General features: G+C 65.3%; 21 protein-coding genes and 1 tRNA gene. 13 read left to right on the top strand and 9 right to left on the bottom strand.

Going from position 1 to position 23,308, the window contains the following annotated elements; all coding sequences use genetic code 11:
* Positions 1-9: 9 nt before the first annotated feature.
* A complete protein-coding gene (gene gltX, locus OSH10_RS15655; RefSeq protein ID WP_266332787.1) occupies positions 10-1,377 on the top strand; it encodes a glutamate--tRNA ligase in 1,368 nt (455 codons plus the stop codon).
* 56 nt (positions 1,378-1,433) lie between these two features.
* On the opposite strand, the gene OSH10_RS15650 is transcribed toward gltX, so the two are convergent.
* On the bottom strand, positions 1,434-2,672 hold the full coding sequence (locus tag OSH10_RS15650) for an AGE family epimerase/isomerase (protein WP_266332786.1): 1,239 nt from the start codon (positions 2,670-2,672) through the stop codon (positions 1,434-1,436).
* Between the two features lie 213 nt (positions 2,673-2,885).
* Positions 2,886-3,971 (bottom strand): DUF2865 domain-containing protein, encoded by a 1,086-nt coding sequence (locus OSH10_RS15645; RefSeq protein WP_266332785.1) that lies wholly within the window; start codon positions 3,969-3,971, stop codon positions 2,886-2,888.
* 292 nt (positions 3,972-4,263) lie between these two features.
* On the opposite strand from OSH10_RS15645, the gene OSH10_RS15640 reads away from it, so the two are divergent.
* The 11 genes from OSH10_RS15640 (at position 4,264) to OSH10_RS15590 (ending at position 14,214) form a co-directional block, all read left to right on the top strand.
* Entirely contained in the window at positions 4,264-5,700 is a 1,437-nt protein-coding gene (locus OSH10_RS15640; protein WP_266332784.1) for an MATE family efflux transporter, read from the top strand.
* 82 nt (positions 5,701-5,782) lie between these two features.
* Positions 5,783-6,298, top strand: coding sequence for a CreA family protein (locus OSH10_RS15635; protein WP_266332783.1), 516 nt, complete (start codon positions 5,783-5,785; stop codon positions 6,296-6,298).
* 109 nt (positions 6,299-6,407) lie between these two features.
* Positions 6,408-7,889 (top strand): Asp-tRNA(Asn)/Glu-tRNA(Gln) amidotransferase subunit GatB, encoded by a 1,482-nt coding sequence (gene gatB, locus OSH10_RS15630; RefSeq protein WP_266332781.1) that lies wholly within the window; start codon positions 6,408-6,410, stop codon positions 7,887-7,889.
* Positions 7,890-8,012: 123 nt separating this feature from the next.
* The gene (locus tag OSH10_RS15625) at positions 8,013-8,174 is read left to right on the top strand and encodes a hypothetical protein (protein WP_266332780.1); all 162 of its coding nucleotides are present in this window, start codon (positions 8,013-8,015) and stop codon (positions 8,172-8,174) included.
* Positions 8,175-8,399: 225 nt separating this feature from the next.
* Positions 8,400-9,110, top strand: coding sequence for a glutathione S-transferase N-terminal domain-containing protein (locus tag OSH10_RS15620; protein ID WP_266332779.1), 711 nt, complete (start codon positions 8,400-8,402; stop codon positions 9,108-9,110).
* A gap of 287 nt (positions 9,111-9,397) precedes the next feature.
* Positions 9,398-10,177: a FadR/GntR family transcriptional regulator gene (locus OSH10_RS15615; protein ID WP_266332778.1), complete on the top strand. Its 780-nt coding sequence runs from the start codon at positions 9,398-9,400 to the stop codon at positions 10,175-10,177.
* Between the two features lie 75 nt (positions 10,178-10,252).
* On the top strand, positions 10,253-11,257 hold the full coding sequence (gene araD1 / locus OSH10_RS15610) for an AraD1 family protein (protein WP_266332777.1): 1,005 nt from the start codon (positions 10,253-10,255) through the stop codon (positions 11,255-11,257).
* Positions 11,258-11,375: 118 nt separating this feature from the next.
* Positions 11,376-12,812 (top strand): aldehyde dehydrogenase family protein, encoded by a 1,437-nt coding sequence (locus tag OSH10_RS15605; protein WP_266332776.1) that lies wholly within the window; start codon positions 11,376-11,378, stop codon positions 12,810-12,812.
* Between the two features lie 180 nt (positions 12,813-12,992).
* Positions 12,993-13,307 carry an ArsR/SmtB family transcription factor gene (locus OSH10_RS15600; protein WP_266332775.1) on the top strand — a complete coding sequence of 105 codons (315 nt, stop codon included), beginning with the start codon at positions 12,993-12,995 and terminating at the stop codon, positions 13,305-13,307.
* A 2-nt stretch (positions 13,308-13,309) separates the two neighbouring features.
* Positions 13,310-13,774: an SRPBCC family protein gene (locus OSH10_RS15595; RefSeq protein ID WP_266332774.1), complete on the top strand. Its 465-nt coding sequence runs from the start codon at positions 13,310-13,312 to the stop codon at positions 13,772-13,774.
* Between the two features lie 23 nt (positions 13,775-13,797).
* On the top strand, positions 13,798-14,214 hold the full coding sequence (locus OSH10_RS15590; protein ID WP_266332773.1) for a GFA family protein: 417 nt from the start codon (positions 13,798-13,800) through the stop codon (positions 14,212-14,214).
* 142 nt (positions 14,215-14,356) lie between these two features.
* Here OSH10_RS15590 and OSH10_RS15585 read toward each other — a convergent pair whose 3' ends face one another.
* The 5 genes from OSH10_RS15585 to OSH10_RS15565 all read right to left on the bottom strand — a co-directional run bounded on the left by OSH10_RS15585 (position 14,357) and on the right by OSH10_RS15565 (position 19,484).
* On the bottom strand, positions 14,357-15,427 hold the full coding sequence (locus tag OSH10_RS15585) for an ABC transporter ATP-binding protein (protein ID WP_266332772.1): 1,071 nt from the start codon (positions 15,425-15,427) through the stop codon (positions 14,357-14,359).
* Positions 15,428-15,449: 22 nt separating this feature from the next.
* Positions 15,450-16,235 (bottom strand): ABC transporter permease, encoded by a 786-nt coding sequence (locus OSH10_RS15580; RefSeq protein WP_266332771.1) that lies wholly within the window; start codon positions 16,233-16,235, stop codon positions 15,450-15,452.
* Complete coding sequence (locus OSH10_RS15575) at positions 16,232-17,116, bottom strand: ABC transporter permease (RefSeq protein WP_266332770.1); 885 nt, start codon at positions 17,114-17,116, stop codon at positions 16,232-16,234. Before OSH10_RS15575 ends, OSH10_RS15580 begins: the two co-directional genes overlap by 4 nt.
* A 182-nt stretch (positions 17,117-17,298) precedes the next feature.
* Positions 17,299-18,324, bottom strand: coding sequence for an ABC transporter substrate-binding protein (locus OSH10_RS15570; protein ID WP_407660722.1), 1,026 nt, complete (start codon positions 18,322-18,324; stop codon positions 17,299-17,301).
* Positions 18,325-18,833: 509 nt separating this feature from the next.
* Complete coding sequence (locus tag OSH10_RS15565; RefSeq protein WP_266332768.1) at positions 18,834-19,484, bottom strand: methyltransferase family protein; 651 nt, start codon at positions 19,482-19,484, stop codon at positions 18,834-18,836.
* A 387-nt stretch (positions 19,485-19,871) separates the two neighbouring features.
* Between OSH10_RS15565 and OSH10_RS15560 the strand changes: the two genes are divergently transcribed.
* Positions 19,872-19,945 (top strand) — tRNA-Gln (locus OSH10_RS15560).
* A gap of 327 nt (positions 19,946-20,272) precedes the next feature.
* On the opposite strand, the gene OSH10_RS15555 is transcribed toward OSH10_RS15560, so the two are convergent.
* Entirely contained in the window at positions 20,273-21,748 is a 1,476-nt protein-coding gene (locus OSH10_RS15555) for an arylsulfatase B (RefSeq protein WP_266332767.1), read from the bottom strand.
* A 72-nt stretch (positions 21,749-21,820) separates the two neighbouring features.
* Positions 21,821-22,801, bottom strand: coding sequence for a helix-turn-helix transcriptional regulator (locus OSH10_RS15550; RefSeq protein ID WP_266332881.1), 981 nt, complete (start codon positions 22,799-22,801; stop codon positions 21,821-21,823).
* Between the last annotated feature and the right edge of the window lie 507 nt (positions 22,802-23,308).

The raw sequence follows: 23,308 nt of genomic DNA, 5'->3' as shown, positions 1-23,308 counted from the left end.
GCCTTCGCCATGACCAGCCCCTCCGTTATCGTCCGCTTCGCGCCGTCTCCGACCGGCTTTCTCCACATCGGCAATGCGCGACCTGCCTTGCTCAACTGGCTTTTCGCCCTGAAGGCGGGCGGGCGCTTCATCCTGCGGCTCGACGATACCGATCGCGAGCGCTCGAAGGAGGAATATGCCGAGGCCATCCGGCGCGATCTGAACTGGCTCGGCATCCTGCCGCACCAGTTCGAGCGCCAGTCGCTGCGCACCGATTCCTATGATGCGGTCGTTGTGCGGCTGAAGGAGGCGGGGCGCCTCTATGCCTGTTATGAGACCGCCGAGGAACTGGACCGCAAGCGCAAGCGTCAGGCGGCGCGCGGCTTGCCGCCGGTCTATGACCGCGCCGCGCTCAAGCTGACCGAGGACGACCACGCCCGGCTGGAAGCGGAAGGCCGCAGGCCGCACTGGCGCTTCAAGCTCGACGAGTCGGCCGGGCATGTGACCTGGGACGACCTGGTGCGCGGGCCGCAGACGGTCGATATAGGCTCGTTGTCGGATCCGGTGCTGATCCGCGAGGATGGCACCTATCTCTACACCTTGCCCTCCGTGGTCGATGACGCCGACATGGGCGTGACGCACATCATTCGCGGCGACGATCACGTCACCAATACTGGCGTGCAATTGCAGCTGTTCGAGGCGCTCGGCGCCCCCCTGCCGATCTTCGGCCATCACAACACGCTGACGACGGCGACGGGCGAGGGGCTTTCGAAGCGCACCGGCGCGCTGTCGCTGGGTTCGCTGCGCGAGGCGGGCTACGAGCCGATGGCGGTCAACTCGCTCGCCGTTCTGATCGGGACGTCTGTCTCCGTCGAGCCGGTTGTCGACCTGCCGACGCTGGCAAGCCTGGTCGATCTCTCCATGGTCTCGAAGGCGCCGGCCAAGTTCGAGCCGGCCGATCTTGACGGACTCAACGCCAAGCTCCTGCACGCCAAGCCCTATGCGGAGGTCGCAGACCGTCTCAAAGCATTGGGCGTCGAAGGCGGCGAGGCTTTCTGGAGCGCCGTGCGCGGCAATCTCGTCCTGCTCCAGGACGCGATCGCCTGGTGGGCGGTGGTGACGGGGCCGGTCACGGCGCATGTCCCGGCGGACGATGACGAGCGGGCCTTCCTGGCATCGGCACGCGACCTCCTGCCCGATGGGCCATTCGACGGACAGAGCTGGAAGGCCTGGACCGACGCGGTCAAGGCATCGACCGGCCGCAAGGGCAGGGCGCTGTTCATGCCGCTCCGCCAGGTTCTGACCGGCCTCGACCACGGACCGGAACTGGCGGCGCTGCTGCCGCTGATCGGCCGCGAGCAGGCCCTGGCGCGGCTCGAGGCGGCGCTCTCTTCCTGAAATGAACGAGGCCGGCAAAGCCGGCCTCGGACTGGATCGCAGGTGGTCGCGTGGGTTCAGGCGAGGCCGCGCGCCAGCGCAGTGGCGGCGCCCGGCGCTGCCGGAAGCTGCGGCAGAAGCAGCGCATTCAGCACGTGATAGGTGTCCGGCCGCCCGGGCCAGACGGAACCGGCTTCCGTGAGGTCGCCGGCGAGCTGGTGCTTCCAGGTGCCGCGCTCGGGCTCGACGAAGTATCGGGCGGCATGGTCCCAGAGTTTGCGATACCAGTGCTCGTAGAGGGCGTCACCCGTCGCCGCGCCGAGCAGGGCGGCGGCGGCAATGCCCTCGCAAAGCGACCAGTGCATGCGCACCTCCGTCACGACGACTCCCTCGAAATCCGTCGTGTAGACGAAGCCGTCATGGCCATCGACGGCCCAGCCAAAGGTGATGGCATGGTTGAAGAGAGCCGTGGCCGCTTCGCGTAGCCAGGCCGGCGGCGCGGTGAGCGAGGCCTCGATGTGTACCAGCAGGCGCGACCATTCCAGCCAGTGCCCAACCGTCGAGCCAAAGGGCCGGAACGGGTGGGCGCGATCGTCGGTGTTGTAGTCGAGCTGCGGCTTCCAGTCGGAATCGAAGTGCTCCGGCAGGAACCAGTTGTGCTCGCGCGCGGCCCGGTTGATCAGGCGATCCGCCATGGAAAGCGCCCGGTCGTACCAGACGGCGTCGCCCGACGCGTCGCCGGCGGCGAGGCAGGCCTCGACCCAATGCATGTTCGAGTTGGCACCGCGATAGCTGTCCATATCGGTGAAGTCGGCCGCGAACGACTCGCGCGACATGCCCGCTTCCTCGTCCCAGAAGTGCTTCAGGAAGACCTCGATCGCGGCATCGAACAGTTCACGTCCGCCCGGTCGCCCGGCTTCCGTGGCAGAGGCGCCGGCCAGCAGGACGAAGGAATGGTCATAGGCCGCCTTGCGGCCGGGGATCGGTCCGCCGGCAGGCTCGAGCGCCGAGTACCAGCCGCCATTCACCCTGTCGTGGAAGTCGTTCGTCAGGGCGGCAACGCCGTGATCGATCAGCGGGCCGGCGCCCGGAATGCCGCGCAGATAGGCAAGGGCCGCGACATGGGTCATGCGGCCGTTGAGGTAGAGCTCGCGCGGGCGCGTCGGATCGCAGGTGCCATCCTCGAGCAGATAGCCGAAGCCGCCGACCTCCAGGCGGGCTCCCTGCAGGAAGCCGATCAGGCGGTTGGTCTGGTCGTTCAGCCAGTTTCGATGCGTCGGCAGCCCGAGCCAGGGCGGCGTGGTGATAAGGGTCATTGGCGTCTGCTCCCGTCTTGTCTTGTCGGACGGCCCGCCTTCGGCAGTGCGATCGTCCTGGTCGCTTCTTCGCGGTCCTGCCAGGCACCGCGACCCCGACGCCTCGCTGCGTTGGTCGCGTTCCGGCTTTGGATAGTTGAGCATCTAGTCGGTGCCGCCGTCCATGACGCGACGGACGTTGCCTCACAGGCGGGCGGAGCGGAGGGCTCCGATCTACTGGGCGTAAAAATAGGACGGGCCGACCCGGCGCGTGACGCCGGCCTGGCGCGACGGCGAAAGCGAGGCAACCGGCGTTTCGACGCTGGCGGTGCCCAGCGAATCGGGATCGAGCGAACCGGCGCGATTGGCGAGTGTTTCGGGGTCTTCTCCGAGGAACGGCGCCGGACCGGGAATGGGTGGCATCGCTTCGGCCATCGGCGTCTCGGCAAGGGCCGCCGGCGTGTAGCCGCCGGTGAAGGCCTGCAGCGACGACGGACTGCCGCAGGTGCAGCCGGGGTTGAAGCTTGTCCGGTAGGCGAAGGCGGTCGACAGCGCGCTATAGGGCGTTTCGTCCGAGACGGCGCGCGCGTCGGAGCTGTCCTGGCCCGGATTGCGATGCGCGTAGAGGGCAACCTGGGTGCCGGGGCACATCTGCTGGCAGACCTGCTCGTCGGTCGCGAAATTGGCCCGGCGTGTCGCGAAGCTGATCGGGAAATAGTAGCCGTCGCAGGTGCGGACGCACAGCGTGCGGTAGCTGCCGCGACCGAAGCCACGCTCGGTCGTGTCGGCCGTCGAATAATTGCGGTCCCGCTCGGCGGTCGCCGGGACGCGGGCGATCTGCTGCTGCTCGTAGACGCGGTTTTCCGGGTTGAAGAGGCGCTCCAGGAAGTTGCGCGGGCGCTGCTGGGCATAGGCCGCGTATTGCGGACCGCAGTCATTCAGGGCCAGTTGCTGCAGGATGTCCGAGCGCTGTCGGGCGCTGGTGGCCGGATTGAAGCTGGAGGCGCTGCGGCGTTGCTCCAATCGGTTCAGATTCGCCTGCAGGCCGTTGATGCGCTTCAGGATACCCGCGCATTGCGGCGCGGCGGAATTCGACTTGAACATCAGGAAGCCGCCCTTGCAGCCGGCGCGGCGTGCCTCGGCATTGGCCGCATTGAGCGCGGCGCGCTGCTGGTTGATCGCGGCGTCCTGATTCGCAGCCTTGCCGGCGCTGGAGTTCTGGCTGCGCTGCAGGGAGGCAAGTCGGCCTTCCAGGCGGACACAGACGCTGGATGCTGCCTCGGCCATTTCCACGCCGGCGGCGAAGATCATGGCGGCCATCAGAATTCGGGAAAACACTCTCTCGACACTCATTGATGTGGCCCTTAATCGCGTGCGCTGCGCCTGCCTGCCAAAGCTGCCCTGAGGGCAAGACGCCAATAGCATGGATGGGCCGGATGGTCATCATGCGGGCCGTGCTTTTGCCACAAAGCGGCGACGCGAACGACGCCTCGCATCGCTCTGATGGCAGATATCACGATCTTTGGTTGGTCATTTCGCCTCCGGTGTGACTAGGTGGCGCGCTGGCGTCGCGGGTTTCCCCGCACCCTCCACCATGAGAGCCGTTGGAATCATGACTGTGCGCGAATGGGTCCCCGCGGGGACCGACAGAGGCTACCCCTGGCTGACGGAGATCCGGGCGACCATCCTGCTGTCGCTGCCGCTGATCCTCACCAATCTGGCGCAGACGGTCATCACCGCGACGGATGTGGTGATTCTGGGCTGGGTCGGCGCGAACCACCTCGCGGCCAGCGCACTGGCGACGAATCTCTATTTTGCCTTGCTGATCTTCGGCATCGGTCTGGTCTCGGCCGTCTCGCCGATGGTGGCGCGCGAACGCGGCCGAAATCGACACGCCGTGCGCGAAGTGCGCCGTACCGTCCGGCAGGGACTCTGGGCCTCGGTTGCCATCGCGGTGCCATTCTGGATCGTGCTCTGGAACACCGAGCGGCTGCTGCTGTGGCTCGGCCAGGATCCCGGCCTCGCGCATCTCGCCGCGCTCTACATGCGCGGCATGCAATGGGCGATCCTGCCCTTCCTCTGGTATCTGGTCCTGCGCTCCTTCATCGCCGCGCTGGAGCGGCCGTTCTGGTCGCTCGTGGTCGGTATGGCCGGCGTCGTCTTCAACGCGCTCATCGTCTGGGCGCTGGTGTTCGGTCATTTCGGCCTGCCGGCGCTCGGCATGTTCGGCGCTGGCATCGGCAGCACGCTGTCGGCGACGCTGATGTTTCTCGGCATGGCGCTGGTCTGTGTCCGGGATCGCCAGTTCCGGCGGTATCGCGTCTTTGGCCGCTTCTGGCGCGCCGACTGGCCGCGCTTCCTCGCGCTCTGGCGGCTCGGCCTGCCGATGGCGATCGCGGTGGGGCTGGAAGTCACCATCTTCAATGCTGCGGTCTTCCTGATGGGCCTGATCGGCGCGTCGTCGGTGGCAGCCCACGCCATCGCCATCCAAATCGCGTCGCTCTGCTTCATGGTGCCGCTCGGCTTCTCGCAGGCCGCCACCGTGCGCGTCGGCATCGCCTATGGCTCGGGCGATACGGCCGCCATTCGCCGCGCGGGCTGGACGCCCTTCGTGCTGGGCGTCGGCTTCATGGCCTGCACCGCCGTGATGATGTTCCTGGTTCCCGAAACGCTGATCGGCATTTTCCTCGACCGCACCGATCCCTCCAATGCCGGGGTCATCGCGCTCGCCGTATCGTTCCTCGGCATCGCGGCCCTGTTCCAGGTCTTCGACGGCGCGCAGGCGATCGCCGGCGGCATGCTGCGCGGACTGCATGATGCGCGCGTCCCGATGATCTATGCCGGCCTCGGCTTCTGGGGCGTCGGCCTCAGCCTCAGCGTTCTCCTGGGCTTCTGGGCCAGGCTGGAGGGCATCGGCATCTGGATGGGGCTGGCCACCGGCCTCGCCGTGGTCTCGGCGCTCCTGATCGCGCGCTGGCTCCGGCGCGAGCAGCTCGGCCTGATGCGCGGCGGTACCGAGCCGATCGTGGCGCCGATCTCGGTGCACTGATCACGGGAGCTTTTGCGTACCACTCTCGTTGTGGCGCTGCGCCTTCCTATATTGGGCGCACCGCTTTGTCCTGGAGAACACCATGCGCCTCGGATCCGTCCTGACCGCCGCCTTGACCACTGTCTCCCTGCTGGCCTGTGCCGGGCCGGCGCTGGCGGCCGATCCCGACCTGATCTTCAAGGAATCGACCACCTTCAAATGGGTGACGCCGAACGACAAGATCGCGACCTATGCCATCGATGACCCGGAAGTGGAGGGCGTCGCCTGCTATTTCGCAGCCGCCGAGCGCGGCGGCGTGGCCGGCATGTTCGGTGTCGCCGAGGAGACGTCGGATGTCTCGCTCGCCTGCCGCCAGGTCGGACCGATCCAGTTCAAGAACAAGATCGGTCAGGGCAGCGAGATGTTCAATCAGCGCCGCTCGATCTGGTTCAAGAAGATGCGGATTTCCCGCGGCTGCGACGCGAAGCGCAACGTGCTGGTCTATCTCGTCTACTCCGACAAGCTGGTCGACGGCAGCCCGAAGAATTCGATTTCCAGCGTGCCGATCATGCCCTGGGGCGACACGCCCGCCGCCAAATGTGGCGATTTCATCCGGTAGCGCGGGCAGGACGGCGCGCGGCTCGCGCGCCGTTTTGACCGACAAGCCTTGCCGGAAGCCGCGCGAGGCTCTAACCGGGTGATCAGTATTCTATTCGGAGCTTTTTCGCATGAACGTCATTGTCCGCCAGCCCGATCCCAAGAAGCTGATCAAAGGCGCGACCGGGGACTGGGAGATCGTGATCGGCCTTGAGGTCCATGCCCAGGTCCTGTCGAAGTCGAAGCTGTTCTCCGGGGCTTCGACCGAATTTGGCGGCCCGCCGAACTCCCATGTCAGCCTCGTCGACGCGGCCATGCCCGGCATGCTGCCCGTGATCAACGAGGAATGCGTCGCGCAGGCCGTGCGCACCGGCCTCGGCCTCAAGGCGCAGATCAACAACTACAGCGTGTTCGACCGGAAGAATTATTTCTATCCGGACCTGCCGCAGGGCTATCAGATCTCGCAGTTCAAGCAGCCGATCGTCGGCGAGGGCGAGATCGTGATCGATCTCGACGGCGGCGAGAGCGTGACCGTCGGCATCGAGCGCCTGCATCTGGAGCAGGATGCCGGCAAGTCGCTGCATGACCAGCATCCGACCATGAGCTTCGTCGACCTGAACCGCTCGGGCGTGGCGCTGATGGAGATCGTCTCGAAGCCGGACCTGCGTTCGGCCGACGAGGCCAAGGCCTATCTCACCAAACTTCGCACCATCGTGCGCTATCTCGGCACCTGCGACGGCAACATGGACGAAGGCTCGATGCGCGCCGACGTCAACGTCTCCGTCCGCCGACCGGGCGAAGCGCTCGGCACGCGCTGCGAGATCAAGAACGTCAACTCGATCCGCTTCGTCGGCCAGGCCGTCGACTATGAGGCGCGCCGCCAGATCGGCATTATCGAGGATGGCGGCACGATCAACCAGGAGACCCGCCTGTTCGACGCGAACAAGGGCGAAACCCGGTCGATGCGCTCCAAGGAAGAGGCGCATGACTATCGCTACTTCCCCGATCCCGACCTGCTGCCGCTCGAACTTGAGCCGGCCTGGGTCGACGGGCTGCTGGCCGCCTTGCCGGAGCTTCCCGATGCCAAGAAGGCCCGCTTCATCGGCGATTTCGGCCTTTCGCCCTATGACGCCAGCGTGCTGGTGCTGGAGCGCGATACGGCCGATTACTTCGAGGCCGTCGCCAAGGGCCGTGACGCCAAGACCGCCGCCAACTGGGTCACCCAGGAACTGGCTGCGCGGCTGAACAAGGACGGCAAGGACATCGCGTCGAGCCCGGTCTCGGCCGAACAACTCGGCGCGATCATCGACCTGATCGGCGATGGCACCATCTCCGGCAAGATCGCCAAGGATCTGTTCGAGATCGTCTGGAACGAGGGCGGCGACCCGAAGGCGCTCGTCGAGGCGCGCGGCCTGAAGCAGGTCACTGACACCGGCGCGATCGAGAAGGTGGTCGACGACATCATCGCCGCCAACCCGGAGAAGGTCGAGCAGGCCAAGGCGAAGCCGACTCTGGCGGGCTGGTTTGTCGGCCAGATCATGAAGGCCTCGGGCGGCAAGGCCAACCCGCAGGTCGTCAACGACATTCTGAAGAAGAAGCTCGGCCTGGAATAGCCCCAGCCGGCCCGCTCCCGCGGACCGGATTCCGCGCTATGGTTGTCCCTGCATTCAACGAATTGTCGAGGGACAGCCATGACCAGGGGGTTGCAGGTAACCGGGGCTCGGGCAAGCGGCGCCATGGCGCTGGGCGCATTGGCGGTTGGGGCGGCGGCGATCGGTGCGATCGCCGTCGGCGCACTGGCCATCGGGCGCCTTCGCATCCTCGAGGCCCGGATCGAGCGATTGTCCGTGGGCACGCTCACCGTGGAGAAACTCGACGTGCGCGAGCCTGATCGGTAGCGCCCGTCCCGGGCGAGCCCGAGGTCGGGTTCCAGGATCACGGCCGTGCTCCTGGCGCGCGCGGGGCCGTCACGTGCTTTCCCCAAAGGCATCAACTGCCGTCGGGCGCCCTTCAATCCGGGTTGCATGTCTTGCCTTGCCGTATGTGGCGACGCATGTATGGGGACCGACCTATCGCTGGCCGATTGTCGATGCGCCAGCCGTTGCAACAGCCAAAGGTTCCGTATGACCCATACACAGACCCAACCGATCGAGTTGCATTACTGGCCGACCCCGAACGGCAAGAAGATCACGATCATGCTGGAGGAACTCGGCGTTCCCTACAGCCTGCACTACGTCAATATCGGCAAGGGCGACCAGTTCAAGCCCGAGTTCCTGGCGATCTCGCCGAACAACAAGATGCCGGCGATCGTCGATCCCGAGGGACCGGACGGCAAGCCGATCTCGGTGTTCGAGTCGGGCGCGATCCTGCTCTATCTCGCCCGCAAGTTCGGCAAATTCTATCCGACGACCGATGAGCGCGCCCGCGTCGAGGTCGAGGAATGGCTGATGTGGCAGATGGGCGGCTTTGGCCCGATGCTCGGCCAGCGCAACCATTTCTCGGTCTATGCGCCGGAGCGCATTCCCTACGCCACCAAGCGCTATCAGGACGAAACGCATCGCCTGTACGGCGTGCTCAACCGTCGTCTCGCGGATCGCGATTTCGTCGGCGGCGATTACTCTATCGCCGACATGGCGATTTTCGGCTGGGCGGCCGGATGGGAAACCCAGCAGTTCGACACCACCGAGTTTCCGCATGTGAAGGCCTGGATCGACCGCATGAACGCGCGTCCCGGCGTGGCGCGCGGCATGGCGGTGCAGGCCCCCGTCGCTCCCGTCAGCCTGAAGGATGATGCGGAAGCGCAGAAGATCCTCTTCAATCAGCGCGCCCGCTGATCCTTTCGCGGCCCATTGCGGGCTCGCCGTCCCGGAAGCGGGAGGGCGGGCCCGGGCTGCTTTCCGTCCGGCGCCTGCGGGGGCAGGGGGGCGGCAAAGGACCTTTGCTTTCAAGCATATGACGAAAGCGGCTATATGCGGATACGATCCGTATCGAGCCGCCCGCTTTCCGGTATTCAAGTTGAAAGTTCACCCGATCAAACATACTATGATAATGGAATTCGGCCGGCTTTCCCTCGGGGTGCCGCGTCTTGGTTGAAGGCAGGGATCGAGGAAGGGGCCCGGCAATGCGTGGTGCCCAGGATAAGACGCGACAGCTTCGCGCGACTGGCAGGGAACGTTCCGGGAGTCTGTCCGACAAGGTCGCAGCCGAGCTTGGCCGCCGCATCGTGTCCGGCGTGTACAATCCGGGCGACACGCTGCCGACGGAGCCGAAGGTGCAGGAAGAGTTCCGCGTGTCGCGGACCGCGGTGCGCGAGGCGATCCGCCTGCTCTCGGCCAAGGGGCTGACGGTCTCACGACCCAAGATCGGCACCAAGGTTCGTCCGCGCGTCGACTGGAACATGCTCGATTCGGACGTTCTGCATTGGCAGATCGACCAGCGCCCGAGCGATGATTTCATCCATTCGCTGTTCGAGATGCGCGAGATCATCGAGCCGGCCGCCGCGTCGCGCGCGGCCGAGCGTGCCACGGCCGAGGAGATCGAACTGCTCGGCAAGGCGCTGGACGGCATCAAGAACCGGGATCGCGGCAGCGTCGAGCAGATCCGCGCCGATCTCGCCTTTCACATGACGGTCCTGGAAGCCTCGCACAATCCGATGCTTCGTTCGGTCGGCGGCCTGATCGAATCCGGTCTGGTCATCAGCTTTTCGCTCGGCTGGCGGACGGTCATGGGAGACGATGCCGTGCTCCAGCACCGGGACGTCTTCGAGGCCATTCGCGACCGCAATCCGGAAGAGGCCTTTCTCGCCATGCGCCGCCTGCTGCGCAACGCGAAGGGCAATGTGTTCGATTCCATCTGGGTCGGCCGCAACGCGGACGCCGACGGCGAGATCAGCGCCGGCTAGTTCATACAGATCGCAATACAGGACAGGCCGCGGGCTCATGCGAAGACGGCCGCTTGGCACAACAGGAGAGAAACGATGAGACTGATGCAGATCAAGACCGAGGCCGGCGCACGTGCCGTCGTCGCTACGGTGCCGAACGGCGCCGGCGAGCGGTCCTACATCGTGCCGGGCTACGCCACCGTTTATGCGCTGGCCCAGGCGGCAATTGCTGCCAAGACCGGCATCGAGGCGATCGTCGAGAAGGCTTCGGCCGGCGCGACCGAGGAAGTCGACCGCGCGGCACTGCTGGCATCCGGCCGCGTCCTGACCCCGATCGACCACGAGGATCCGGCGCATCTGCTGATCACCGGCACGGGCCTGACCCATCTCGGTTCGGCTTCGGCGCGCGACGCCATGCACAAGACGCCGGACGAGGCGGAAGTGCTGACCGATTCGATGAAGATGTTCCGCATGGGCCTGGAGAACGGCAAGCCGGCCGCCGGTCAGCAGGGCGTCCAGCCGGAGTGGTTCTACAAGGGTGACGGTGCGCTGCTCGTTGGCCCCGGCCAGCCGCTGACCGCGCCTTCCTTCGCCCAGGATGGCGGCGAGGAGCCGGAAGTCGCCGGCGTCTACATCGTTGGCGACGATGGCCAGCCCTACCGCATCGGTTTCGCGCTCGCCAACGAGTTCTCGGACCACATCATGGAGCGGGTGAACTATCTCTACCTCGCCCATTCGAAGCTGCGTCCCTGCTCGCTCGGCCCGGAACTGCTGGTCGGCGCGCTGCCGGACGACGTTCGCGGCCGTTCGCGCATCCATCGCGGCGACAAGGTGATCTTTGACGAGCCCTTCCTGTCGGGCGAGGCCAACATGTCGCACACGCTGGCGAACCTCGAATATCACCACTTCAAGTACGACTTCTTCCGCCGTCCGGGCCAGGTGCATGTCCACACCTATGGCACGGCGACGTTGAGCGTGGCTTTCGGCGTCAAGACGGAGGCCGGCGACGTTTTCGACATCGAATCCGAGACCTTCGGCCTCGCGCTGAAGAACCCGCTCGCCTTCGCCAAGGAAGAGAAGGTGTCGGTCACCCAGCTTTGAGGGTTGGCCATGGGGGGCTGGAGGGATACAAGAGCGTAACTCCGAGCCTTGCTCCCAACACCCCCTTCGCCCGGCTCCGTCCGGGCGAATCCCGTTCACGACGTTCAAGGATCATCTGATGAGCGAACTTCACAAGAATTACATTGGCGGCGAGTGGGTTGGCGGCGATGCGCGCCCCAACATCAACCCGTCCAACACGAACGAAGTGATCGGCGAATACGCGCAGGGCACGGCGGCAGACGCCAAGGCCGCGATCGACGCGGCCGCCGACGCTTTCAAGACCTGGTCGCTCTCGGGCATCCAGCAGCGCCACGACATCCTGAAGGCGACCGGCGACGAAATCCTTGCCCGCAAGGAAGAAATCGGCCGCCTGCTGTCGCGCGAGGAAGGCAAGACCCTTCCCGAGGGCATTGGCGAGACGATGCGCGCCGCGCAGATCTTCCACTTCTTCGCCGGTGAGACCCTGCGCCTGGCCGGCGAGATCCTGCCGAGCGTGCGTCCGGGCATCGACGTCACGATCACCCGCGAGCCGGTCGGCGTCGTCGGCCTGATCACGCCGTGGAACTTCCCGATCGCGATTCCCGCCTGGAAGCTGGCTCCGGCGATTGCCTATGGCAATACCGTCGTGATGAAGCCGGCCGATCTCGTTCCGGGCTGCGCCTGGACGATCGTCGACATCCTGGTTCGCAACGGCCTGCCCAAGGGCGTCGTCAACCTGGTCATGGGCCGCGGTTCGGTCGTCGGCCAGGCGATCCTCGAATCGAAGAAGGTCAATGCGCTGAGCTTCACCGGCTCGGTCGGCACCGGCAAGAAGGTCGCCGAGGCCTCGATCGCGGTCATGCGCAAGTTCCAGCTCGAAATGGGCGGCAAGAATCCGACCATCGTGCTCGATGACGCCGACCTGAAGGTTGCCGTCGAAACCACGGCGAACAGCGCCTTCTTCTCGACCGGCCAGCGTTGCACGGCGTCGTCGCGCCTGATCGTCACCGAGAAGATCCACGACCAGTATGTCGAGGCGCTGTCGGCACGCATCAAGGATCTCGTCGTCGACGACGCGATCAAGCAGGGCACGCATATCGGCCCGGTCGTCGACCAGAGCCAGCTCGATCAGGATCAGAACTACATCCAGATCGCGAAGGATGAAGGCGGCACGCTCGTCGTCGGCGGCGAGCGCATCGAGCGCGAGAATCCCGGCTTCTTCCTGCAGCCGGCGCTGTTCACCGGCACCACGCCGGACATGCGCATCAACAAGGAAGAAGTCTTCGGCCCGGTCGCCAGCGTGATCAAGGTCAAGGACTATGAGGAAGCGCTGGCTGTCGCCAACGACACGCCGTTCGGCCTCGCCGCCGGCATCGTCACGACCAGCCTCAAGCATGCCACGCACTTCAAGCGCAATGCCGAGGCCGGCATGGTGATGGTCAACCTGCCGACGGCAGGCGTCGACTACCATGTGCCGTTCGGCGGCCGGAAGGGTTCGAGCTACGGCCCGCGCGAGCAGGGCAAGTACGCGGCCGAGTTCTTCACGACGGTCAAGACGTCCTACACGCAGCCCTGATCGGCTGTCGCAAGCGAGTTTCGAACGGGCGCCTTCGGGCGCCCGTTTTCGTTTCGGCGAGGGGTTAACACGGTAACGGCCCGTTACCCCGCCGTTAGCCCGGACGGGCGTCGGCCTGGCCGTGATTTGACATGCAGGTATCTACCTGCATATTCTGTCCTCCGACGCGAGTGAGGAGCGATGCACGCCGACGATGTTTTCAAGGCCCTGGCCGACCCGACCCGCAGGCGGCTGCTCGACCTGCTCTGCGAACAGAACGGACAGACGCTCGGGAAGCTTTGCGAGCACCTCGACATGACCCGGCAATCGGCGACCCAGCATCTCGGGATCCTCGAGGCGGCCAATCTCGTCAGCACGGTCCGGCGGGGACGGGAGAAGCTGCACTTCATCAATCCCGTGCCGCTGCACGAAGTCTATGAGCGGTGGGTGCGCAAATTCGAACGGCAGCGGCTCAGCCTGCTGCATGATCTGAAGCAAGAACTCGAAGGAGGGTAGCCATGCCCAAAGAGACGACGCGCTTCGTGTACGTGACCTATGTCCTCTCGACGCCCGAAAAGGTGTTCGAGGCGATCACCAGGCCGGAGATCGCCCGGCGCTACTGGGGCCACGAGAACGTGTCCGACTGGCGGCCCGGTTCGGAGTGGCAGCATGTCCGCGCCGATGCGGAGCGGACGGTCCAGCTGATCGGCAAGGTCGTGGAAGTCACGCCGCCGAACCGGCTGGTCATCAGCTGGGCGAACGCCTCGCAGGCCGCCGATCCGGAAAGCCATAGCCGGGTGACATTCGACATCGCCGAATATGACGACATGGTCCGGCTGACCGTCACGCATGACGAGCTCGAAGCCGGCAGCGGCATGGAGCAGGGGATCACGAAGGGCTGGCCGATCGTTCTTTCCAGCCTCAAATCCTATCTGGAAACCGGCCGCGCGCTCGACATCTTCGCCAAGCCCAAGGCCGCGTGATTCCGTTGCGATGGAGCGAGACGATGACGAAGCCCTATACCGGTGGATGCGCGTGCGGCGCGATCCGCTATGAAACCGGCAGCGAACCGATGGTCGAACTGCACTGCCAGTGTCGCCAGTGCCAGCAGCGCAGCGGCACCGGGCATAGCTCCTACCTCACCTTTGCCCAGCGCTCCGACATGACGATCACCGGCCAGGCGAGGGAATGGCAGGTCGCCGGCGACAGCGGCAACCTCAAGGTCCATGCCTTCTGCCCGACCTGTGGAACGCCGGTCTACGTCACCTTCGTCGCCATGCCGGACCTGATCGCGGTCCACGCCGCCGGTCTCGACGAGCCGGCCTGCTTCAAGCCGCAGATCGTGACCTATTCCGGTCGTGCCCTCGCCTGGGACGCGATCGACCCCGCCTTGCCGCGTTTCGACGGCATGCCGAGCGGGTAAGGGCGGTCGTCGCTGCCAAGCCGTCGGGAAGCAAGACCCTCACCCCGGCCCTCTCCCGCGCGCGGGAGAGGGGGCTCACCTGCGTTTGTCACCACATGGGAGCTCTCGAGACACTCGCCGCGACAAACCGCCGGTCCGCCCCTCAGATCGTCGGGCGGTCCAGCACCAGGATATCTTCCCGCGTAAAGTTCACCGTGACCGGCTGGCCGCGCTCGGGGGGAGCGCTGTGCGGGCGGTTGAAGGTGTCGAGCGAGACGATGTTGTCCTTGAAACGGACGCGGATGCGGACCACCGAGCCGAGGAAATGCACCTCGTCGATGGTGCCGGTCAGATTGTTGCTGCCGCCATTGGCGTGGCCGATCGACAGCGCCTCCGGCCGCAGGGCGAGCGCCAGGGTGTCGCCGGTGCTGGCTCCCCCGATTCCCCGCGCCGTGATGACTTCCTGATCATCGATCGAAAGCCGGCCCGAGGTCGAATCCAGCACGCGGCCGTTCAGGATGTTGAGCGTGCCGACGAAGGACGCCACGAAGCGGGTCTTGGGATAATTGTAGATCTCGAACGGCGTGCCCAACTGCTCGATATTGCCCTCGTTGATGACGCAGATGCGATCTGACATGGAGAGCGCTTCTTCCTGGTCGTGCGTGACGAAGATCGTGGTGATCCCGAGCGCGCGCTGAACGGCGCGGATTTCCTCGCGCAGCGAAATGCGGATCTTGGCGTCGAGCGCGGAGAGCGGCTCGTCGAGCAGCAGGATCTGCGGCTTGACCGCGAGGGCGCGGGCCAGCGCCACGCGCTGCTGCTGGCCGCCCGAGAGCTGGTAGGGGTAGCGATCGCCGAGATCCGGCAGCTTGATCAGCTCCAGCATCTCCTTCACCCGCGCCGCGATCTCGGCCGAGGGCTTCCGTGCCACCTTGAGGCCGAAGGCGATGTTGTCGGCGACGCTCATGTTGGGGAACAGCGCGTAGGCCTGGAACACCATGCCGATATGGCGCTGGTTGGGGCGCAGATTGGTGACGTCCTTGCCATCGATGCGGATCGTGCCGCTCGTGGCGGTCTCGAAGCCCGCGATCATCCGCAGGATCGTCGTCTTGCCGCAGCCGCTGGGACCGAGCAGCGTCACGAACTCGCCCCGTTCGACCGCAAGGTCAATGCCCTTGACCGTCGTCTGGGCGCCGAATGTCTTGACCAATTTCTCGATCGTCAGGAATGCCATGTTCGCTTCCTTGGAAACTCGTTCAACGGCGCTGGGTCTGTCGACCCATGGCCGCGAATAGATTGATCAGGCCCATGCAGGCCCAGGTGATGGCGAAGGCAATGATGGCGAGCGCCGCCGGCTCATAGGCGCGGTTGGCGCCGATCCGCTGCAGGTACGGACCGAAGGCCGGGCGGTTGAGCAGGCTTGCCATGGTGAATTCGCCGATGACGATCGCGAAGGTCAGGAACGCGCCCGAGAGAACGGCGACGCGGACATTGGGCAGGATCACGGTCAGCAGGATGCGCGGCCACGAACTGCCGAGGCTTTGCGCGGCTTCCGTCAGGGTCCGCACATCGATCGCGCGAAGCCCGGTATCGACCGAGCGATACATGTAGGGCAGGGCGAGAGTCACATAGCTGAAGGTCAGCAGAAGATCGGTTCCGCGCGCGCTGGAGGTGAGCGGCAGCCAGGACGAGGAATTGTACATGCGGAGATAGCCGAACACGATGACGATCGCCGGAATGACCAGCGGCAGCAGCGTGATGAACTCGACGACGGGGCGCAGGCGCGGCAGCTTCAGCTGCACGACATAGGCCGTCGGCACCGAAAGCGCGATGCCGACGAGAATGGTGCAGACCGCGATCACGGCCGAATAGCCGAAGCTCGCCTGGAAATAGGGATCGGCCAGGACGATGCGATAGGCCTCGAACGAATAGCGACCGCGCTCCATCCGCAGCGAGAACTCGAACGTCGCGATCAGCGGCACCAGAAAATAGGTCGCGCCGAAGATGACGCCGAGCCAGGGGAAGAGACGGGACTCTTTCATCGGATCCACCGTCCCGTGCGCGAGCTCAGCCAGATATAGATGCCGTTCGAGATGCCGGTGATCAGGATCATGCCCAGCGCCAGCGCATAACCGAGATTGGGATCATGCAGCACGTCGCCGCGGATCTGCGCGTAGAGCAGGATGGTGATGATGTTGAGCGACGAGCCGGTCAGCGCATAGGCCGTCGCGATCGCGCCGAAGGAATTGGCGAACAGCAGCATGAAGGCGCCGAGCAGGCTCGGCCACAGGATCGGCAGCGCGATCATGCGCCAGTATTGCCAGGTCGATGCGCCCAGGATCGACGACGCCTCGCGCCATTCGCGCTTCAGCCCGTCCAGCGCCGGCGTGAGGATCAGCACCATCAGCGGGATCTGGAAATAGAGATAAGTGATGGTCAGCCCGGAGAAGCTGAGCAGGTTGAAGCCGTAGCGATAGATGTTGATGCCAAAGATGTTGAACAGCAGCGCCGTGACCAGGCCGGTTCGGCCCAGCGTCGCCAGGAAGGCGAAGGCGAGCGGCACTCCGGCGAATTGCGAGGCGACGCCGGAAAAGGTCATCAGCATCGGTCGTACCCACCGCGGCAGCTTGCCCAGGACGATGGCAAGCGCCAGCGCGAAGCCGAGCAGCGAGCCGAGCAGGGCGGAGGCCGCGCTGATCGCGATACTCATCCGGTAGGCCCGGATAATGGTCGGCTGGTTGAGATTGGCGATGTTCTGCAGCGTGAAGCTGCCATCCGGGGTCTGGAACGCGCCGATGACGAGATAGCCCGCCGGCAGGATCAGGAACATCAGCGCGAAGATCAGGAACGGCATGACGCCAAGCCAGCTCAGCGACATGGGGCGCGGCTTCGTGGTGGCGATCTCGACTGTCGATTGAGCCATGGGCACCCTGTGCTGGCCGTCGGTTCAGGATTGCAGGATGCTGGCGCACCCAACAAGAGGCAAGGGGCAGGGCCGAAATAACCGCGCCGCGCAGCCGGACATAGCCGGCGAAGCAACGGAAAAGAGCCTGGTCAAGACCAGGCTCTTCCGTTTCGCGAGGGGCTGTGGCCCGCGGACGTCGACTACTTGGCGACTTCGGCGCCGACGACCGAATCCCACTGCTTGCTGATTACTTCCTTGGAAGCGTTCTGCTGCTCGACCGTCGGGAACACCGCCTTGGCATAGGAATCGGCCGGCGGAAGCTTGGCCAGCAGATCGGCCGGGATCTTGCCGTTCTTGGCGAGATCGTCGAAGCGGATCGGGTGGCAATAGCCCTTCAGCCAGCCGAGCTGGCCTTCGTCGGAATAGAGATATTCCATCCACAGCTTGGCAGCGTTCGGATGGGGCGCATAGGCGCTGATCGCCTGGACATAGACGCCGGCGACGACGCCGGTCTTCGGCACGACGACCTCGGCGGCCGGATTGCCCTTGAGAATGTCGCGCCAGCTCAGTGCGTTGTAATCCCAGGCGATGATCACAGGGGTCGAACCCTGGGCCAGCGATGCCGACTTGCCGATGACGGGCACGAAGTTGCCCTTCTTGTTCAGCTCGGCGAAGAACTTGAGGCCTTCCTCGCCGGCCTTGGCGACATCGCCCTTCGAACCGGAAAGGCCGGCGGCAAAGACGCCCTGAATCGCCTGGTTGGCGACGCGCGGGTCACCGGCCAGAGCCACGGAATTGGCGAGATCGTCGGCAAGCAGGTCCGGCCAGTCCTGCGGCACGGTCTTGACGATGTCGGTGTTCACCAGGAAGGAGAGCACGCCGTAGTAGTCGCCGTACCAGTAGCCTTCGGCGTCCTTGGCGGCGTCCGGGATCGTGTCCCAGGTCGAGACCTTGTAGGGCTGCAGCAGGCCCTCGGCCTTGGCCGAGGGGCCGAAGGAGAGACCGACATCGATGACGTCGGGCGCCTGCGGGCCGGTATTGCCCTTGTTGGCCTTGATTGCCTCGATCTCGTCGCCGGAGCCCGCGTCGGGGTTCAGCTCGTTGACGGCGATGCCATACTTGGCCTTGAAGCCTTCGATGACGGCGCCATAGCCGCACCAGTCATGCGGAAGGGCGATGGTGGTGAGCTGGCCTTCCTTCTTCGCCGCGGCGATCAGCTCGTCCATGCTCTGGCCGAAAGCCACGCCCGACGTTGCGCAGATGGCGAGCGCGGAAACCGAAATCCGCATCCAGTTCGTCTTCATGCTTCTTCTCCCTCGGCGAGGTTTCGCCCAGTTGCCCCGGCGCGGCCCCCTGGCCGGCCTGATGTTAAGCCGTCTACTTTCAACGCTAGCATGCATTCTTGAAACTTGGATGTCGCTTGGAGTCGAGGCGCTTCGCGGCTTTCCGCCTGTTTTGTCAAAGTTTGGCACAACTCCGGCGCTTCCGAATGCATCCGTTCCCCTGTTGCCGAGCGCGAACGCTGCGCCCGGACGGAGAAGCTTAGCGCAGCGGCCGAAGACTCGTAAGCCGCCTCGTAAGGTCCTTCAGGCGACGGAAGGCGGCGCGACGGGCGCTGCCTCCGGGGATGTGCGGCGCCGGCCCTGTGCCTCCGGCAAGCCAGGGGCGGCCCGGGAAAGGCGGCCGCGACGGGAGCGACACGCGGCGACGGTTCCTCCATGGGGGGAAGGCGCCGTCAGTAGAGACGCGCCAGCACCGGCAGAAAGCCCTGGCTCTGCACATATTCCAGCCCTTCCATCAGCGGGAAGATCGCCAGGAAAAGCAGGCCGTCCAGGAAGGTCCGCTTCAGCGCATGGGGGGAGAAGGCGACATCGGCGCTATCGCGGTAGAGGGAGAATTTCGGCCAGAACAGCGGCGTGCGCGCGGCATAGGCGTCGAATTCCGGCCCGAACAGGGTCTTCAGGTGATCCGCCTCCTTGGTGGCGGTCATGGTGAAGGCGAGATAGCTGAACAGCCCGAGCATCAGCGCGATCAGGATGGATCCGAAGATCAGGCCGACCCCCACCGCGCCAATCGTGGAGAACAGATAGAGCGGATTTCGCGTCATCGAATAGGGGCCGAGCGTGGTCAGGGCGCGGTTCTTGCGCGAGCCGATATAGAGAATGCTCCACATCCGGCCGGCGACGCAGACGAGCACCAGGCAGAACCCCGCCGATTCGAGGAACTCATGGATTTCCCCGCTCCAATAGGGTCGCACCAGCAGCAGAAGCAGGGCGAAGATCACCGCCGCGAGCTGAACGAGATGGATACGCAGTCTCTGGTTGAGCGCTACTGGTCGCACATTGTGCCCGCCGCAGGAGAGAAGAAGAACCTGACCTCGTTGCATTGTAGCGATTCCGAACGGTCTAGGGATGTGAATCGCTGCGGCATCGACGCTGCCCCTGTCGTCCGGCCGGTCTGTGCATCGGGAGGGGGGCGCGTGCAAGCCGGGGGGAGGCGTCGGCGTGGAGGAGCGGACTTTCGGGCGAAAAAAACCGGCGCGCCGTGGCGCGGCGCGGAAAGGCGGGCGCGTCGTCCCGCCCGGGTGCGGATGGATGCCCCGAAAATTTCGACCGGCGATAGGGGGGCTGTGGATTGCGAAGGGATTGCCGAAACAGTCGCTTGACCGGGCCGCCGAAACCCCCTATCTCCACACCCACGGCGCGGCCAGCGGCAAACGTCTCCGGCGGATCGAACGATCCGGACCATCTGCGAGACAGCAAAGCGGCCTTGTTGGGGAATAGTTTAACGGTAGAACGACGGACTCTGACTCCGTTAGTCTTGGTTCGAATCCAGGTTCCCCAGCCACTCACCTCCGTAATCAAGCCAACAGCCTATTCTGTCGTGGTCCGTCTTTTTCGATGGCTGCATGTCGTGTGCGTGTTGCGGCGCGCTTCCTGGGATTTGCGACGATTTCAGTCGCGTGCCCGCCCATCCGCGCGATCGGGATGCGGCACGGGATTGCCGACCTGCATCGATTTCGTTCCGGGGCGGCTGCGATCAGGGCGAATGCGATTGTCGCGATGAGGACGCCATCCGCCGCCGTTGCCGTCGCTCTGCGGCCGGATCCGGGTGCATCCCGCCAAGGCGGGACACACGCTCGGTTGCATCCTGCAGGCGGTTCTCCGGAACGGCCTAGTCGGATTCCAGGCCCATCTCGTAGAGCGCCGCGTTGGGCGTCGAGAGCGGCGAGGAGAGGGTGAGCTTCAGCGCGCTGCCGTAGAACAGCGGCGGGGCCATGGCCTGAGCCAGTTCAACGACCCGGGCCTGCAGTTCCGCCACTTTCTCGGGATGGTTCCGCGACACGTCCCTGGTTTCGCCGGGATCGGCATCGAGGTCGAACAGCTCGATCTTGGGCGGAAGCACTGCCTGCCAGAGCAGCTTCCATTGCCCGTGCCGAACGGCGCCCTGCGTCGGCTCGATATTGTAGACCAGCTCGGTGCGGATCGTGCTTCCGGACGCAAGCGTCGGCCAGATGTCCTGCCCGTCCAGCGTCTTGGAAGCGGACAGGTCGGCTCCCGCCAGTTTCGCGAGCGTCGGCAGCATGTCGACGACATGCAGGGCCGCGTCGACTTCGGCCGGCGGGATCTGGCCTGGCCAGTTCGCCAGCCCCACGACGCGCGTGCCGCCCTCGTACAGCGTGCCCTTGCCTTCGCGATACGGTGCGTTGCTGGCGGGAAGATCGCCCGACACGGCGCTCTCGCCGGCAAACATTTTCGAGCGGGTTCCGCCATTGTCGGAATGGAAGACGATCAGCGTGTTCTCCCGCATGCCACGCGTTTCGAGCGCCTCCACGACCTTGCCGATCTGTTCGTCCATCGCGGTGATCATCGCGGCGTAGGTGCGGCGGGACGGATCCTCGATGTCGGCATAGATATCGAGAAAGCGCTTGGGCGCCTGGAAGGGCGTGTGCGGCGCGGTGAAAGCCAGATAGAGGAAGAGCGGCTTGTCGGGATCGTGCCCTCCGATCATCCGAACGGCCTCGGCGCCGAATAACTCGGTATCGTAGCCCTCTTCCTCGACCAGCTTGTTGTCGCGGTACCAATCGGTCACCCCATGCGCTTCGTGCTTGAAGTGATCGATCTCGCCCACGAGCGGCCCGTAGAAGGTGTCGAAGCCCCTCTGTCGCGGCCAGTATTTCTGATCCGCATGGCCAAGATGCCATTTACCGACAAGGGCGGTGGCGTAGCCCGCCTGTTGCAGCGCCTGCGGCAGCAGGAACTCGTCCGTCGCGAGGCCGTAGCTGCCCCCCGAGGGGATCACGCCGGTCTGCAGGCCATAGCGCAGCGGATAGCGCCCCGTCATCAGAGCGGCGCGGGTCGGGGTGCACATGCACTGCGTGTAGAATTGATGCAGTTTCGCCCCGCCGGTAGCGAGATTGTCGAGATGGGGCGTTCGGATGTCCGAGCCGTGGAAGCCGACATCCGCGAAACCGAGGTCGTCGGCCATGATGTAGAGGATGTGAGGGCGCGTGGTCCCCGCCGCGCGGGCCTGCCCGGCGAGCAGCGACAGTCCCGCCATGGCGGCAAGGAAGGCGCCGCCGCCGGCCATCACATCCCGGCGGCTGGGTGACGAGGCGTTTGCGGGCTGCACGCGTTCTGACTTCGGCATGGGCGTTCCCCTTCGGAACGAGAGGCTGCGAAAGAGTGTTACCCATTGCCGTAGAGACAAGTCTGGCCGCGCTCAATTGCCATTTCGCGCCACGACGATTCGCCGATAGGCGAGCGGGGTGATGCCCTCCCAACGTCGGAATGCGCGGACGAAATGCGCGGGATCGCTATAGCCGAGGGACCTGGAAATCGAGCCGACAGGCAGTGCCGGGTCGGCTAGCTGAGTGCGGGCAAGGCTGCGCCGCCATGTATCGACCAAGGCTTCAAACGATGTGCCGGAGGCGAGCAGCCGTCGCTGAAGGCTGCGCGGGGCAATGCCGAGGCTGCGGGACGCATCGAGCAGCGAGAGCGTTCCCGCCAGGGCGGCGCTGGAAAAGATCCGTTCCAGGGCCATCGTCAGCGTGTCGTCCTGGTTCCAATCCTGGCTGTCGACGATGGCCTCGCCGGGCTCCTCGGCCAGCCGCGACCCTCCTAGATGAGGATTGGGGCGGTCGAGCCAGGCCGCATCGAAGCTCACCGAAATGCCGACGCCGTTGCCGAAGGAGACGCCGGCCCCGAGTTTTTCCTCATACAATCGGCTCGACGCCCTCGGCCGATGCGGAAGCGTGATTTGTGCGTCGACGCCATCCGCGCCTGCAATCGCGCGCAGCGCAGCCAGCACGAAGGCGGCGATGCCCTCGTTCAGCACGCCGGCATGCGCGGCATCGCTATTGGCCATCGCGTGGCGCCAGTGAGCCCGGCCATCCCTAACGTCGAGCCCCATGCTTACGCCACCCTGCAGGGTCGGCATGTGGCGGGCGTGCAGAACCAGGCATTCCCGCAATGTCCGCCCTCCGAAAAGCGCTCGTCCGGTCAGCCCCAGCTTGGTCGGGTCGGCGGCTGCCGCCAAGTCGAACCCGATCGTCGCCTCGCCGGACCGGCGCGACAGTTCGTTCAAGAGCGAGCAGACCTGGCTCCTTGCCGCGACAAGGCCTGTTTGTGAAAGCGCATCTCGGGCCAAACCGGCCCTTGCCAGAATGCTATCGAGCGACACTCCCCTGTGCCCAGCCACCATGGGGAGCATGTGGATCAGTGACAGGCTGACAGAGTTTCGATCCCACATCGATCAACCGGCTCCAGGAATGCCGCAGGCGCTCTCCGCCTCGCCTTGAGCATAGTATGGACAGAATGTCCCTACGTCAGCATGTTGCATGAGAATAGGCACCGAGCCGGCGCGACAGGGGGGCGGGGGCATTGGAGCGGATCGGTTCCACGATCAGGCCGCACCTTGTCGGGCGGGAGCAGGCGTCCCGCCAGGAACGCCTTGAGGCGCGCGACGGTGGCGATCTCGACGGCCCGGGCGATCGAGCCTGCACGCCTTGACGGGGCGGCGTGGACGCCGGTTGTGGCCGGGAGGCGCGAGCCTGTCGCCAGTGCACCGGAATTTCGTGTGCGGTGTTGCCGGCTTGCAATCGACAGGAGCCTGCCATGGTGGCAGAGAACGCAGCGTCAACAACGCCTGAGGGGCAACATTATGAAGAAGACCTACGAGCGTCCGGTCCTTTCCAAGGGTGCACAGCTG

The sequence above is a fragment of the Kaistia defluvii genome (assembly GCF_026343955.1).
GTDB classification, from domain to species: domain Bacteria; phylum Pseudomonadota; class Alphaproteobacteria; order Rhizobiales; family Kaistiaceae; genus Kaistia; species Kaistia defluvii.
The sequence above is the reverse complement of the archived record's forward strand: the minus strand, read 5'-3'. Positions and strand labels throughout refer to the sequence as shown.

Excerpts from the sequence above, each read along its gene's own strand:
- gltX (WP_266332787.1), top strand. The coding sequence starts at position 10 with ATGACCAGCCCCTCCGTTATCGTCCGCTTCGCGCCGTCTCCGACCGGC.
- OSH10_RS15650 (WP_266332786.1), bottom strand. The coding sequence starts at position 2,672 with ATGACCCTTATCACCACGCCGCCCTGGCTCGGGCTGCCGACGCATCGA.
- OSH10_RS15645 (WP_266332785.1), bottom strand. The coding sequence starts at position 3,971 with ATGGCCGCCATGATCTTCGCCGCCGGCGTGGAAATGGCCGAGGCAGCA.
- OSH10_RS15640 (WP_266332784.1), top strand. The coding sequence starts at position 4,264 with ATGACTGTGCGCGAATGGGTCCCCGCGGGGACCGACAGAGGCTACCCC.
- OSH10_RS15635 (WP_266332783.1), top strand. The coding sequence starts at position 5,783 with ATGCGCCTCGGATCCGTCCTGACCGCCGCCTTGACCACTGTCTCCCTG.
- gatB (WP_266332781.1), top strand. The coding sequence starts at position 6,408 with ATGAACGTCATTGTCCGCCAGCCCGATCCCAAGAAGCTGATCAAAGGC.
- OSH10_RS15625 (WP_266332780.1), top strand. The coding sequence starts at position 8,013 with ATGGCGCTGGGCGCATTGGCGGTTGGGGCGGCGGCGATCGGTGCGATC.
- OSH10_RS15620 (WP_266332779.1), top strand. The coding sequence starts at position 8,400 with ATGACCCATACACAGACCCAACCGATCGAGTTGCATTACTGGCCGACC.
- OSH10_RS15615 (WP_266332778.1), top strand. The coding sequence starts at position 9,398 with ATGCGTGGTGCCCAGGATAAGACGCGACAGCTTCGCGCGACTGGCAGG.
- araD1 (WP_266332777.1), top strand. The coding sequence starts at position 10,253 with ATGAGACTGATGCAGATCAAGACCGAGGCCGGCGCACGTGCCGTCGTC.
- OSH10_RS15605 (WP_266332776.1), top strand. The coding sequence starts at position 11,376 with ATGAGCGAACTTCACAAGAATTACATTGGCGGCGAGTGGGTTGGCGGC.
- OSH10_RS15600 (WP_266332775.1), top strand. The coding sequence starts at position 12,993 with ATGCACGCCGACGATGTTTTCAAGGCCCTGGCCGACCCGACCCGCAGG.
- OSH10_RS15595 (WP_266332774.1), top strand. The coding sequence starts at position 13,310 with ATGCCCAAAGAGACGACGCGCTTCGTGTACGTGACCTATGTCCTCTCG.
- OSH10_RS15590 (WP_266332773.1), top strand. The coding sequence starts at position 13,798 with ATGACGAAGCCCTATACCGGTGGATGCGCGTGCGGCGCGATCCGCTAT.
- OSH10_RS15585 (WP_266332772.1), bottom strand. The coding sequence starts at position 15,427 with ATGGCATTCCTGACGATCGAGAAATTGGTCAAGACATTCGGCGCCCAG.
- OSH10_RS15580 (WP_266332771.1), bottom strand. The coding sequence starts at position 16,235 with ATGAAAGAGTCCCGTCTCTTCCCCTGGCTCGGCGTCATCTTCGGCGCG.
- OSH10_RS15575 (WP_266332770.1), bottom strand. The coding sequence starts at position 17,116 with ATGGCTCAATCGACAGTCGAGATCGCCACCACGAAGCCGCGCCCCATG.
- OSH10_RS15570 (WP_407660722.1), bottom strand. The coding sequence starts at position 18,324 with ATGGACGAGCTGATCGCCGCGGCGAAGAAGGAAGGCCAGCTCACCACC.
- OSH10_RS15565 (WP_266332768.1), bottom strand. The coding sequence starts at position 19,484 with ATGCAACGAGGTCAGGTTCTTCTTCTCTCCTGCGGCGGGCACAATGTG.
- OSH10_RS15555 (WP_266332767.1), bottom strand. The coding sequence starts at position 21,748 with ATGCCGAAGTCAGAACGCGTGCAGCCCGCAAACGCCTCGTCACCCAGC.
- OSH10_RS15550 (WP_266332881.1), bottom strand. The coding sequence starts at position 22,801 with ATGGTGGCTGGGCACAGGGGAGTGTCGCTCGATAGCATTCTGGCAAGG.